The sequence below is a fragment of the Fundidesulfovibrio sp. YSD1 genome (genome assembly GCF_055397115.1).
This window is the reverse complement of sequence record NZ_AP043666.1, coordinates 3,073,473-3,086,293: the sequence shown is the minus strand read 5'-3', so window position 1 is coordinate 3,086,293 and position 12,821 is coordinate 3,073,473. Positions and strand designations below refer to the sequence as shown.

Annotated in this window: 12 protein-coding genes; 4 read left to right on the top strand and 8 right to left on the bottom strand. The window is 66.7% G+C overall.

Going from position 1 to position 12,821, the window contains the following annotated elements:
* Positions 1 to 135: 135 nt before the first annotated feature.
* A complete protein-coding gene (gene rarD / locus ACZ5V4_RS14375; RefSeq protein ID WP_464315552.1) occupies positions 136 to 1,038 on the bottom strand; it encodes an EamA family transporter RarD in 903 nt (300 codons plus the stop codon).
* A 301-nt stretch (positions 1,039 to 1,339) separates the two neighbouring features.
* Between rarD and ACZ5V4_RS14370 the strand changes: the two genes are divergently transcribed.
* Both ACZ5V4_RS14370 and ACZ5V4_RS14365 read left to right on the top strand, forming a co-directional pair.
* Complete coding sequence (locus ACZ5V4_RS14370) at positions 1,340 to 1,906, top strand: RNA polymerase sigma factor (protein ID WP_464315551.1); 567 nt, start codon at positions 1,340 to 1,342, stop codon at positions 1,904 to 1,906.
* 282 nt (positions 1,907 to 2,188) lie between these two features.
* Entirely contained in the window at positions 2,189 to 2,470 is a 282-nt protein-coding gene (locus ACZ5V4_RS14365) for an anti-sigma factor family protein (protein ID WP_464315550.1), read from the top strand.
* A 386-nt stretch (positions 2,471 to 2,856) separates the two neighbouring features.
* Here ACZ5V4_RS14365 and fliD read toward each other — a convergent pair whose 3' ends face one another.
* The 7 genes from fliD to ACZ5V4_RS14330 all read right to left on the bottom strand — a co-directional run bounded on the left by fliD (position 2,857) and on the right by ACZ5V4_RS14330 (position 11,436).
* Entirely contained in the window at positions 2,857 to 4,536 is a 1,680-nt protein-coding gene (gene fliD, locus ACZ5V4_RS14360) for a flagellar filament capping protein FliD (RefSeq protein WP_464315549.1), read from the bottom strand.
* Positions 4,537 to 4,566: 30 nt separating this feature from the next.
* The gene (flgL, locus tag ACZ5V4_RS14355) at positions 4,567 to 6,057 is read right to left on the bottom strand and encodes a flagellar hook-associated protein FlgL (protein ID WP_464315548.1); all 1,491 of its coding nucleotides are present in this window, start codon (positions 6,055 to 6,057) and stop codon (positions 4,567 to 4,569) included.
* A gap of 12 nt (positions 6,058 to 6,069) precedes the next feature.
* Positions 6,070 to 8,142 carry a flagellar hook-associated protein FlgK gene (gene flgK, locus ACZ5V4_RS14350; protein ID WP_464315547.1) on the bottom strand — a complete coding sequence of 691 codons (2,073 nt, stop codon included), beginning with the start codon at positions 8,140 to 8,142 and terminating at the stop codon, positions 6,070 to 6,072.
* A gap of 55 nt (positions 8,143 to 8,197) precedes the next feature.
* Positions 8,198 to 9,766: a flagellar hook protein FlgE gene (locus tag ACZ5V4_RS14345; protein ID WP_464315546.1), complete on the bottom strand. Its 1,569-nt coding sequence runs from the start codon at positions 9,764 to 9,766 to the stop codon at positions 8,198 to 8,200.
* A gap of 24 nt (positions 9,767 to 9,790) precedes the next feature.
* A complete protein-coding gene (locus ACZ5V4_RS14340; RefSeq protein ID WP_464315545.1) occupies positions 9,791 to 10,465 on the bottom strand; it encodes a flagellar hook assembly protein FlgD in 675 nt (224 codons plus the stop codon).
* Between the two features lie 35 nt (positions 10,466 to 10,500).
* On the bottom strand, positions 10,501 to 10,773 hold the full coding sequence (locus tag ACZ5V4_RS14335) for an anti-sigma factor (RefSeq protein WP_464315544.1): 273 nt from the start codon (positions 10,771 to 10,773) through the stop codon (positions 10,501 to 10,503).
* A 99-nt stretch (positions 10,774 to 10,872) separates the two neighbouring features.
* Positions 10,873 to 11,436, bottom strand: a complete 564-nt coding sequence (locus ACZ5V4_RS14330) for a sigma factor-like helix-turn-helix DNA-binding protein (protein ID WP_464315543.1) — start codon at positions 11,434 to 11,436, stop codon at positions 10,873 to 10,875.
* 480 nt (positions 11,437 to 11,916) lie between these two features.
* Here ACZ5V4_RS14330 and ACZ5V4_RS14325 point away from each other — a divergent pair, with 480 nt between their 5' ends.
* Both ACZ5V4_RS14325 and ACZ5V4_RS14320 read left to right on the top strand, forming a co-directional pair.
* Positions 11,917 to 12,294, top strand: a complete 378-nt coding sequence (locus ACZ5V4_RS14325; RefSeq protein WP_464315542.1) for an NADH-quinone oxidoreductase subunit A — start codon at positions 11,917 to 11,919, stop codon at positions 12,292 to 12,294.
* Positions 12,273 to 12,821, top strand: a complete 549-nt coding sequence (locus ACZ5V4_RS14320; protein ID WP_464315541.1) for an NADH-quinone oxidoreductase subunit B — start codon at positions 12,273 to 12,275, stop codon at positions 12,819 to 12,821. The genes ACZ5V4_RS14325 and ACZ5V4_RS14320 overlap by 22 nt, the downstream gene beginning before the upstream one ends.

The window sequence follows — 12,821 nt, the reverse complement described above, 5'->3', positions numbered from 1 at the left end:
GATGGATGGGGCGCGAAACCATTTGCAAACAGCGAAATCCCGACTCATCAGGCAGGAGAAGCCGCCGCCAACCGGCGGCCCGACGGGGGGGGCCTGGAGCGATCCAGGCCCTCTTTCGTTGGAGCCCGTCCGGGCTCAGGCCTTGTTCCGGGCCTTCATCCACCTGAGCTTGCGCGCGCCGTCGAAGGTGTAGAGCGCCACCCCGGCCCAGATCAGCGCGAAGGTGACGCCCTGCGCCACCCCGAAGGGCTCGCCGTAGACCAGCACGCCCAGCAGGAACATCCCCGTGGGCCCCAGGTACTGGAGCACCCCCAGCGTGGTCAGGGTGATGCGCCTAGCCCCGAAGGCGAAGGCCAGGAGGGGCAAGGCCGTGACCAGGCCCGCCCCGGCCAGCAGTACGTCCGTGCCCGCGCCCATGTGCCCGAAGGCCCCCTGGCCGCCCGCCCCAAGCCAGGCGAGGTAGACGCCGGCGGGCACGGAGAGCGTGAGCGTCTCCACGAAGAGCCCGGGCAGGGACTCCACGGCCATCACCTTGCGCACCAGCCCGTAGAGCCCGAAGGTCACGGCCAGCACCAGCGCGATCCAAGGCAGCCGGCCCTGCAACCCGACCTGCACGGCCACCCCGGCGGCGGCCAGGCCCACCGCGATCTTCTGGGTGCGGCTCAAGCGGTCCGAGAAGAACAGCACGCCCAGCACCACGTTCACCAGCGGGTTCAGGTAGTAGCCCAGGCTGGCCTCCAGCACGTGCCCGCTGTTCACGGACCAGACGTAGAGAAACCAGTTCACGCCGATCAGGCTCGACCCGCACAACAAGAGCCCGAGCGAGCGCGCCGAGCGCATGGCGCTCTTCACCTCGCCCAGCCTGCCCAGGACCAGGAGCAAAATGCCCGTGCAGGCCAGGGACCAGACCATGCGGTGGCAGATGATCTCCAGGGCGGGCACGCCCGAGAGCGATTTCCAGTAGATGGGCAGAAGCCCCCAGCACAGGTAGGCCGAAGAGGCCGCGATGACGCCGGAGGCGGATTGTCTTTGCTGCATGGTGCACACCTCGAAAAGGGGGTCGGATACTGCCTTCTTCGGGCCGGTTTGTGAAGCCCAAGCATCGTGCCCGTAACGAAGCCGCGCCGAGCGGGAAATATCCCCGGGGATGAAACCGGACGCCCTGTTTCGCGTCTCTAGATTCTCAAGGGCGTTTTCCAGCCCGGCCGCGCCCTGGGCGCTCGCGGCTGGCACGGCTCCTGCTGCATCTCCCTCGGGGAAATATGTGCCCAGCGGCCCACCCGGCTGGCCGCAGCGAGGCGACAATACATTTTCACAAGCTAATTCAAGGTGTTGTGCGATGTCTGAAGAGAAAGGACCAGACGAAGGGATCGACGTTTCCAGGGTGGCCTCGGGCGAAAAAGCCGCCTGGGACCACTTCGTGGAAAAATTTGCCGGGTTGCTCCACGGCGTGGCCATGCGCACCCTGCGCGCCAGGGGCGCGGGCAACGACCGCGAGGCCGCCCGCGACGTGGTCCAGGATATCTTTCTGCGCCTGGTGAAGGACGACTTCAGGCTGCTCAAGACCTTCGACGCATCCCGCGCCTCGCTCCCCACCTGGCTCACCGTGGTGGCCCGCTCCACGGCCATCGATTCGCTTCGCCGCCCCTCCCCCACTCGCGACGGGGTGGAGTTGGACGAAACCCTCGCCGCCAGGGAGGACGCGCCCTTCTCCGGCAAGCTCGAACTGCCGCCCGGGCTTCTCTCCGAACGCCAGGGGCAGATCCTGCGCATGCTCTTCGACGAGGACATGGACGTGGCCGAGGTGGCCGGGGCGCTCAACGTGCAGGCCCAGACCGTGCGCAGCCTCAAGCACCAGGCCCTGGAGCGGCTGCGCGCGCACTACGCCGCCAACGGCGCCGCCTGACACGCTCGGCTCGAACGCGCCGATATCTTTACAATACGTCAATGACCGTTTTTTAATCCGCGCCCGTCACGGTTCAATACCCACGCCCGCCGGGCGCCGCAGCCTCCGTCCGTCCGGCCCCAAGGCCCGGGAAACGCCTCCCGCCCCGCCTTTGCCCCCCCTCAAGTTCCCGCCAGGACGGCCGATACTCTCCCCGTGGGGTTCTTGACCGCTGATTTAGTGCGGGCTACGAAGCGTGCACGCCAAGCGGAACACGGCGAACCGACACCCACGGGAGACGGCATGCCCAAGGACGGCGGCACAAACGGACCCAGGCCCCAGGACGAGGCGATAGACGCGGCGGCGGACCGCTGCCCGGACGAGATGACCCTGGCCTCCTACCTGGACGGACGGCTCTCCGGCGACGAAGAGGCCGTGATGGCCCTGCACCTGGCCCGCTGCCGCAAGTGCGCCACGGCCGTGGCCGAGCTTCGCGAACTTATCGCGGGGATCGATTCCGGCGTCGAGGACGAGGACGAAGCGCGCGCCGCCGCCGAGCGGGCCAAGAAGATCATCGACGGCTGAACGCCGCCCCCCTGCCCTTTCAGGCCCGCGACAAAACAAGCAAGCAACGCAGGGCTCCGCCCTGCACCCGCCAGGGGCAGTGCCTGCCCCTGGACCCGGCGACAGCTTCGCGGGCTTCACCCTTCACACGAACGTTTTCGCCCGCTGATTCGCGCTTTGCGCGAATCAGCGGGCGTTTTTTTCAATGAATAAAACCCTCGCCGCTCGCGGCGACGGCGGTCCGCCGGGATGAGCGCCGCCTTGGGCGCGTTCCCGGCGGTCCCCTCCCCCGCGCCCCTGTCCGGGCCAGCCGGTGAAACCCGCGAAGCTAAACGCCGGGGTCCGGGGGGAGGCACTCCCCCCGGCGTGTCCGGGCGGAGCCCGGCGGGTGCAGGGCGGAGCCCTGCCTAGCTTTCGAGCTGCGCCAGCTGCGACTCCAGGCTGGTCTGGAGCTGTTCGTACTGCCCGAGCAGCGTGTCCAGTCGCGAATACCTGTCGCGCAGGCGTGTCTCCATGTTGGCGATGCGCACGTTCTCGTCGTCTATCTTCTTCTGGATGTTGTTGGAAATGCTCGTGTAGTTGTCTTCCAGGATGGCCAGGGGGCCGGTGTTGGCGTTGGTCAATTCCGCCAGTTCGTCCACGAGTTCGCCGGTCTTGCCCTGGCGCAGGAACACCTTGTGGCTGTAGCCGCCGTCGGCCAGGTTGGCCACGTCGAGCACCAGGCCCGCCTCGGGGTGGCCCGAGGCCCCGGTGATGGTCGAACCGTTGGAGGAGAAGATGGCCGCGTGCCCGTTGATGGAGGCCGAGACGATCTTGCCGTTCTTCACGGTGTAGCTCACGCCGTGCTCGCCGGCCTTGGTGATGCCGCTGACGTACGACGAGTAGCGAATATCCCCGCTGTCGGTGTCGCCGATGAACTGGGCCGAGAACACGCGGCCCACGGCGCTGGCGTTGGACGCCAGCACGGCCCTTAGCCTCTCCTCGTCCAGGAGCAGCTGGCCGAAGGTGTCCGAGCCTTCGGTGGCGTCGGTGCTTATGCCCACCGAGGCCAGGGAGATGATGGAGTCGCGCGAGGAGTCGAAGCCCAGGCCCGGCGCGGCCGTGATGTTTTTCAGCATCGAGTCGATCATCTGCAGGCCGTAGTTGCCCGTGAGAAGAGACGCCGTCTGCGTGGAGGAGTCGTACTTGGTCAGCTCGCGCAGCATGGACTTCACGTTGTTCACCTGGTCGATGAAGCCCTGCACGTTCTCCACCACGGCGTCCACGTCCGTGTCCACGGTGATGGTCCCGGTTCCGGCCGAGCGCAGGTTCAGGGTGATGCCCGCGACCACGTCCGTCACGGTGTTGGAGGCCCTGGCGATCCAGGCGTCGGACTTGGGCCAGCCGTTTATCTTGACGAGCGCGTCCTGGTTCTCCTGGGTGACCTCGAAATTGGCCGCGCCGAAGCCCGAGAGCGTGGTCGCCCCGGAGACCACCAGGGAGTTTGCCGCGCCCGTGTCCAGCCCCTTGAGCTGGAGGTGGTAGCTCGAGCCGTCGTGGATGGTGGAGGCGCGCACCCCGGTGTTGCCGGAGTTGGTGTTGATGATGTTCACGATGTCGGTGAGCGTCGCCCCGGCGGGGATGGTGTTGGACACGGTGACGCCCGCGTAGGTGTAGACCATCCTGGTGGATGCGTTGGAGGAGTTGGCCACCGAGGTCAGCGACGAGTAGCCCGTGGTGGTGACCATGGTCTTGTTCTGGGCCAGCTGCTTGACGCTGCAGGAGTACGTGCCGTTCTCGGCCTCGCCCGTGGCCGAGGCCGAGGCCACGTCCGAGTTCGAGGAGGAGGCGGCCTTGGCCAGGAACTCGTTGATGGAGTCCATGCCCTGGAGCGAGGTGCGCAGGCTGAGCATGGCGCTGTTCAGCTCCTGGAAGGCGGTCTTCTTGTCCTCCCAGGTCTGCTTCCAGGTTTCGTAGGTGGTCACGCGCGACTGCTCCACCTGCACCAGCTTGGTGATCAGGGTGTCGAAGTCCGTGCCGCTGCCCAGGCCCGTGAAGTAGATCGCTCCGGCCGTGCTCATCCCGGAAGTGGCGTCGCCGATGGCCATGCTGGCGCTCCTTTGCTGTTCCCGAAGGCGCTAGATGTAGTTCAGAAGGCTCATGCCCATGATCTTGGAGGACGAGGACAGGACGCTCTGGTAGGCGTACTGGTACTTGGCCAACTCCAGGAGCAGCTGGGAGAGGTCCGCGTCCTCCACGGAGGAGAGCTGCGACACCGCGTTGTCGCGCAGCACCTCCACGGTGTTCTCCGCAAAGTCGAGCTTGTTCTCCCGCGCCCCCACCGAGGCCGCGCACGTCTCCAGGTGGGCCTGGGCCGTGGTCAGCTTCTCCAGGGCCTCGCCCACCCCGTCCATGTCGTTGGTCTCCAGGCAGCCGATCAGGTCCCCCACCACCTCGAATATGTTGGTCCCGCTGTCCGCGCCGAACACGGGCGAGGCGTTGCTCGCCCCGGCCTCCCTGTAGAGCCCGCCGAACACGTCCTTGCCCACGTTGTTCATGACCACCGAGCCGTTGGGGCCGATGTCCACGGAGATGTCCGCCGTGTTGGGCACGATGGTGAACATGTCCCCGGCCGCAAGCGTTCCGCCCGCGCCCGAGGAGAGCGCGAGGTAGCCGCCGGGCACGGAGAGCCTTCCGCTGGCCACGTTGCCCGAGACCCAGTTGGTCCCGCCGTCCACGCTGTAGGAGTAGGACACGGGGCCTGGCAGGCCCGCGTTGGAGTCGATGCGCACGCTCACGTTGAGCGAGAACACCCCGTCCGCGACGGCGTTGGCCATCTTGCTGCCGTAGGAGCGCACCGTGGCCCCGTCGTTGTCGTCGCCCAGGTAGAGGGCCGAGGGCCGGACCACCAGCGACGTGCCCGAGCCGCTGCCCGTCTCGGTCACGGCCGAGCCCGCCTTCAGGGTCACGGAGGCCCCGCCCAGGTTCAGGGTGTCCTGACCGGCCGCGAGCGTGGCCGTGGCCCAGGTCTTGCCGCCGTCGGAGGAGTAGCGGTAGCCGATGTCCTGGCCGCCCCCCACCGTGCCCGAGGACGTGAACTCCACCATGACGCTGGAGGCGCTCTCCCCTTGCACCTTGACCACCGCGTCCTGGGTGAGGGTTGCGTCGTTCACCGAGGCGTGGAGCGTCTGCGTGAAGGCCGGGCTGCCCGTCTTCTGGCCGCCGAAGATGCTGTTGCCGGAGACGGACGTGTTGGCCAGGGTGATCATCTGCTCGAAGTAGGCGCGCACCTCGGAGGCGACCTGGACCCGGTTGGCGTCGGTCAGCGTGCCGGTGGCGGCCTGGGTTGCCAGGCCCTTGATGCTCGTCATGAGCGTGCTGGCCGAGACCAGGGTGGAGTCGGCCTGGTTAAGCCACGCCCGGGCCGTGTCGATGTTCGAGGAGTACTGGTCCAGGCTCGAGACCACCGAGTCCAGGCGGCGGGCCTGGGCGTAGCCCGATGGGTCGTCCGAGGGGCGGTTGATGCGCAGCTGCGTGGAGTTCTGCTCGTTGGCCTGGGTGAGCCTGAGCAGGGAGTTGTTCATGTAGCGCAGCGAGTTGGAATAGATCATGTTCTGGGAAATCCGCATGGCGCGCGCTCCTTATTTGAGGCCCATGACCACGTCGAACATCTCGCCCGCGGTCTGGATCAGCTTTGCGGCAGCCTGGTAGTACTGCTGGTACTGCATGACCCTGGTCATCTCCTCGTCCAGGCTCACGCCGGAGACGGCCTCGCGCTGGGCGTAGAGGTCCTCGGCCAGGGTGGAGGCGTAGGTGGCCTGGGCGGAGACGGAGCTCTTGTCCGAGCCCACCTTGGAGCACAGCGCGGTCATGTAGTCCTGGAGCGTGGACGTGGTGGTGGTCTGCGCGCCCCGGAAGCTCACGCCCTGGGTGGCCAGGGCGGCCATGGCCTTGGCCGTGGTGTTGTCGCCCACGTTCACCTCGCCCGCGCCGTTGACGTGGCCCGCGCAGAGGCGGTTGGGATCCGCGGCCACCACGGCGGAAACGGCCACGCTGGAGGCGTCCGTGCCGGAAAAGAGCGTGTTGATGCCGAGGCCCGCCAGAAGCCCGGAGGAGTCCTCGGCGAACTGGAACGCCACGCCGTCCCGGGCCTTGATCTCGAGCTTGCCGTTCTGGATGGAGGCCGTGAGGCTGCCCGGAAAGCTCGCGTTGATGGCGTCGCGCACGTCCTCCAGCGAGTGCACGGAGGGGTCGAAGCTCGAAGTGCCGGGCGTGACGGAGCTGAAGTCCAGGGCGCTCACCGAGATGTTCTCGCCGGTGGAGGCGTCGTAGAGGGCGATGGAGACGTTGCCGGGCTTGAGGTAGTCCGCCCAGTGCAGGCCGCTTTTGGCCAGGGGGGCGCCCTGGTCGGCCACGGCGTACTCGCCGGTGGCCTCGGTGAAGTTCGTAAGCCCCGCGCCCTGGCTGTGGGCGCGGTTCACGCTCCAGATGAGGCCTTCGGCGAAGGCGTCCAGCTTGTCCTGGTAGGCGCCCGCGTACTGGTCGCGAAGCGCCAGCAGCCCGGCCAGCGAGCCGCCCGAGAGCCGGTTGGAGGAGTCGTTGCCGGAAAGCGGGGTCACGTTCACGGTGCCGCCCGTGGCCGTCACCCAGTAGACGCCGCTTTTCGGCATGACGTTGAACCTGTCGCCCGCGCTTATGGGCGTGGACGGGGCAGTGTCCGGGTCCGAGGCCGTGCCGAACCAGATGGAGACCCCGTCCGCCTCCGCCTTGTTTGAGCTGTCCCCGGCCGCGAAGGTCTTAACAGCCCCGTTCTCGTCCGTGACCCAGGTCTTGCCGCCGTCCAGGGACACCTGGAACGTGGCCGCCGCGGCCCCGCCCGAGGTGTCGCCGGCGGTCACGAACTTCACGGTGAGCTCGTTCGAGGAGGAGCCCTCGAAGTAGAGCTTGCCGTCGAACGAGGACGAGGGCGTGAGCGCCGCCGTGCTCTTGGGGCCCTCCACGCTGAAGGAGTAGGCGCTCGCCCCGTCTACCAGGGCCTGGCCCTCGGCGGTGAGCACGCGCACCTGGCCGTCGTCCTGGGCGATGACGTTGATGTCCACGTACCCGGCCAGGTCGCGCAGCATCTGGTCGCGCTGGTCCAGCAGGCCGCTGGCGTCGCTGCTCTGGGCCACGGCCCTGTTCATGGCCGCGATGCTCTCGAGGAGCGAATTGACGGTCTTCACCTGGCTCTCGATGGCCGAGTTCACCGAGGTGACGATGGAATCCAGATTGGCGTCCATGGAGTTCAGGGTCTCGGCCAGCGAGGCGGCGGCGGTCAGGGTCTCCTGGCGCACGGCCGCGTTGGAGGACCCGGCGGCCAGGTTCGAGAGGCTTGTGATGAAGGTGTCCAGCGAGGAGGAGATCCCCGAACTGGAGGTGCTGTTGAAGAGCGCCTCGATCTGGGCCAGGTTCGTGTTGAGGGTGGAGTAGTAGGTGCTGGCCGAGGACTGGGTCAGGTAGCGCCGCTCCAGGTAGGAATCCAGGTTGCGCACGATGGAGGAGATGTTCGCGCCAACGCCGATCCTGCCGTCGGGGTAGCCGTCCGTGGTGAAGTTCACCGTGCGCCGGACGTAGCCCTCGGTGGAGGCGTTGGCGATGTTGCCCCCGTGGACGTTGAGCGCCGTCTGGAAGTTGGAGAGGGCGGACTGGCCGATGGTCAGGAGGTTGTTGAGCATGGCTTTCGCTCCCGGCCCCGGCCGGGGTCACCGGCCGGGGCGGATGTTTCGCGCCCTAGCGCTTCAGTTGGATGACTTCCTGAAGCATGGTGTCCACGGTGCTGATCACCTTGCTGTTGGCCTGGAAGCCGCGCTGGTAGGTGATCATGCTGACGATCTCCGTGGCCGTGTCCACGTTGGACTGCTCGAGCTTGCCCGAGGCCACGCTGCCCATGCCCGCGTTGCCCGCCGTGCCGATGCGCGGGTCGCCCGAGTCCAGGGTCTTGCTGTAGAGGTTGTTGCCCTCGCGCTGGAGGCCCTGGAGGTTGGTGAAGTCCGCCAGGCCCAGGACGAAGAGGCTCTTGTTCTGGTTGTTGGAGTAGTTGCCCACCACCACGCCCTCGGAGGTCACGGTGACGCCCTGGAGGAACCCGCTGCCGTAGCCGTCCTGGCCCTCGTCGTTGATGCTGAAGGCGTTGGTGTAGCTGGTGGTCGTGGTGTTGCTGGTCTTGATGCCGGTCATTTGGGGCAGGCTCGAGAAGTCCGTGCCCACGGCGGCCGCGCTGGCCGCGCCGCCGGTCCAGCCGCCGTACTGCTGGGTGCTTCGGAGGCCCAGGTCCAGGCTGATGTTCTTGGCGTTGGCCGACCCGGCCGTGCTGGCGTTGGAGGAAGCCGTGAAGTTGGGCGTGATCACGGGGTAGCCGTCCTGCGAGAAGGACGCGGGCACCCAGTTGGAGAGGTCCTTCATGTCGCCGGAGGCGTTGGAGCTCAGGGTGAAGGCGCTCATGTTGGTGATGCGCCCGGCCGAGTCGAAGGTCAGGGTGCCGGTCATGAGGATGCCCGCGGCCGAGGTGGCGGCCAGGCGCGCGCCGTTTATGGTCCGGCCGTCCTCGCCGGGGTTGCAGGTGACCACGAACTCCCAGACGTTCTTGTTTGCCGCGTTGCTGGCCTTGTCGAAGTAGATGGTCACGTCGTGGGAGGTGCCCGACTCGTCGTAGATCTTGAGCGTGCTCTGGTAGCCGTAGGTCGAATCGGCCAGCGGCGTGTCGGACTGTCCGTCCCAGCTCTTGAACAGGGCGAAGAAGGGATCGGCGGCGTCGGTGGTCTTCTCCTCGGCCTTGGAGTTCAGGTTGGTGACCATGCGCAGCTTGGTGGTGGCCGAGGGGGCCAGCTGGAAGCTGTCGAGCTTGATGTCCTTGAGCGAGCCGATGTTGCTCACCTGGCCGCTGGAGGGGTCGGTGTAGGCGTCCCAGCCCTGGACCACGTAGCCGTTGGGGTCCTTCAGGTAGCCATACTTGTCGAAGGCGAAGTTCCCGGCGCGGGTGTAGAAGAGGTTGCCGGTGTTCGGGTTGGCGACCATGAAGAAGCCGTTGCCCGAGAGCGCCAGGTCCGTGGACGAGCTCGAGTCGATGAAGGCCCCCTGCGAGAAGTCGCCGTAGATGCTGGCCAGCCCCGCGCCCATGCCCACCTGGCCGAAGGTGTTGCCCGTGGTCACGTTGGTGTAGAAGAAGTCCTCGAACTGCACGCTCGAGCGCTTGAAGCCCATGGTGCTGGTGTTGGCCAGGTTGTTGCCTACCACGGACATGGCCTGGCTGTGGATGCCGAGGCCGGAAATGCCGGTATACATGGCGGACATGAGCGACATGGCTTACCTCCTCGCTTGCCCGGCCTAGGCGTCGGGGTTGGTGATGCTCTGGACGCTGGTGAGGTTCACCTTCCGGCCGTCCTTGAGCGTGAGCATGATGGAGCCGCTTTCCACGGACACGCCGTTGACCACGCCCGAGATGGACGTGTCGGCCTTGAGCTCGGCCCCGGCCGAGTCCGTGCCCACGATGGCGATGGAGTAGGTGCCGTCCTCCACGGCCCCGCCGTCGTCGTCCAGGCCGTCCCAGCTGAACGTGTGCTCGCCCGCGTCCCTGCCCCCCAGGTCCACGGTGCGCACGGTGTTGCCGTCCTCGTCGTAGATGTAGGCCTTGAGGGTCTTGGCGTCCGAGCCCAGGGTGTAGCTGGTGGCGGAGGCCGCGCCGTCCTCCACGGTGACCTCGTAGCCCGAGGCCATCACGGTCCTGCCGATGTAGGAGGCCGCGTTGGTGGCGGTCTGGAGCGTCAGGGCCGAGAGCGCGGAGGTGAGCGTGTCGTTCATGTTGGTCATCTGCTCGAGCATGGAGAACTGCGTGAGCTGGCCGATCATCTCCGTGGCGTCCATGGAGTTGAACGGGTCCTGGTTCTCCAGCTGGGCCACGAGGATGGTCAGGAAGTCGTCCTTGCCCATGGACGTGGACGCCGCGTCCGACGTGCTGTTCTGCTTGATGCTGTTGAGGTAGGATGTGGTGTCCACGTACATTGCGTTCGCCTCCTGGGGCTTTGCGCCGTGATGTTTCAGTTGCACCGGGCGGACGGACCGCCGGGGGCCGTTCCTTCGTTCACGAGGGGCCACGCGCCCGGGGCCTCCCCGCCCACTAGGGCCTTGCAGCGCCCCAGGCATCCCGGCCCCGGGTCCTGCGGGACGGTGAGCATGAGCGCGGCCAGCTCCTCCAGGGCCTTGCGGCACTTTGCGCAGCAGCCGAAGTGCTCGCGCCAGCGGACCCTTTCCCCCCCGGTCATGGCCTGGTCGAGCCAGGCCGCCATCTCCATCTCGTCGGGGCAACGCACGATTTCTCCCTCCCCCGGGGCTTTCGCCCCCATTTTTGCGGGCCTCGCGCGGCCCGCGCGCCCGGCCGGACCCCCCAGCCCGGCCGGGCAACCGCCGCTTCAGCAGCGTCCCCCCTTCTTCAGGGCCACCCACTCGTGCTGGAGAAGCTCCATGGCCTCCCACTGGAGCGAGCGGACCTCCTGCACCGTGACGCCGAGCATCCCGGCGGCCTGCACCGCCGTGCACCCCTCCCCGAAGATCAGGCGCAGCACGCACTTCTGCGAAGGCGTGAAGAGCTGGTCCAGGCCGTCCAGGTAGTCCTCGGCCCCGGTCACATCCACGTTCATGGCCTTGAACACGTCGGAGAGCCGCGACTGGGCGTAGTGGGAGCGGCGCACGTAGGTGAGCGTCATCTCCCTGGTCATGACCACGATGCACGTCTGCACGGAGCACCTTTCCGAGGCGTCGTAGTAGGAGGGGTTGTCCACCTCCTGCACCAGCCTGCTCATGATCATGCGCTTCACCTGGAGCACGTCCTTGGGGTTCTCCGAGCCGGTGTGCTTGGAGAGGCACATTCTGATGACGCGCTCCATCATCCGCCATGAATCCCTCGCGGAGTTCATGTCGATCATGAACACCTTGGCCAGAAGCTCGGTGGTGAATTCCTCGATGATTTTCTGCATGTCCGTCTCCGTGCGTAAAAGTCGCGGCGCTTTGGCCGGACGCGTTTTCGCGTCTCTTGAAGGGAGGTACGGACGGGAAATGCGAAACATCCACGCGGAGGCGAAAAAAGTGCGGATTATTTCGGCGGGAGGCCGCGAAGCGGCCTGGGACGGGGCTTGGCTGATTTCGAGGCGGACGGGGAACGGGATGCGCGCGCCAGGGCGTCCCGACGGAGGCGGCGGAAGGCCTTACTCCACAGGATAAGGCCTGGGATTCAAGGCTGATATCTTGAAATTACATATCTCGATCGAATAGAATCAAATCATAGACATACGCATCACACCAACGTGGTTGCACCCCGGATTAACTCCTACCCTCCAGGTTCCACGTTGGGAAAAAACGCACATTGCCTTGTTTTTCTTGACAGATATTTCCGAAAATTACATAGACTGAAACAAACGTCACCAAACCCCGGGATAAATCGAAAGACAGGGGGAACAATGGTATTCAGCTGGCTGAACGTGGCCGTGCTCGCCTGCCTGGCCGCCGGGATCGCCTTCGCGGCGGGGCCCCTGGCGGCGTCCTGGCTCCTGGCCCCGCGCACGCGCGGAGGCGCCTTCGCCGAGCCCTACGAGTGCGGCATGGTCCCGCGCGGGCAGGCCTGGACGCGCTTCGGCATCAACTACTCCCTCTACGCGCTCATCTTCCTCTCCTTCGACGTGGACGTGCTCTACCTCTTCCCGGTGGCCGCCCACTATCCCGACAGCCGCGGCTGGGACGCCTTCGTCGCGGTGGCCGTGTTCGTGGCCGTGCTCGGCCTGGCCATGGCCTACTTCCAGAGAAAAGGGGTTTTCACATGGCCCAGGCGCATTCAGTAGTCTCCTGCCCTCCCCCGGCCCCGAGCACAGGCGAGATCCTGCCTCCGAGGCTCGATTTCGAGCTGCCCCGGCAGGTGTTCGACCTCTGCCGGTCCATGTCGCTTTGGCCCATGACCTTCGGCCTGGCCTGCTGCGCCATCGAGATGATGGCCGTGACCATGCCGCGCTTCGATCTGTCGCGCTTCGGGGCCGAGGTCTTCCGCCCCTCGCCGCGCCAGAGCGACCTGATGATCGTGGCCGGCACCGTGACCAGGAAGATGGCCCCGGCCCTGGTGACCCTCTACGAGCAGATGCCCGCGCCCAAGTACGTGCTGGCCATGGGCAACTGCGCCATCTCCGGCGGGCCCTTCAAGTACCCGGACCAGTACGCCGTGGTGGAGGGCGTGGACAGGCTCGTGCCCGTGGACGTGTACGTGCCCGGCTGCCCGCCCAGGCCCGAGGCCCTCATGGAAGGCATCTTCCGCCTGCAGAAGATCATCACGGGCAAGCGCTTCTGGCCCGTGCCCGCCCTGGTCGAGGAGGACTGA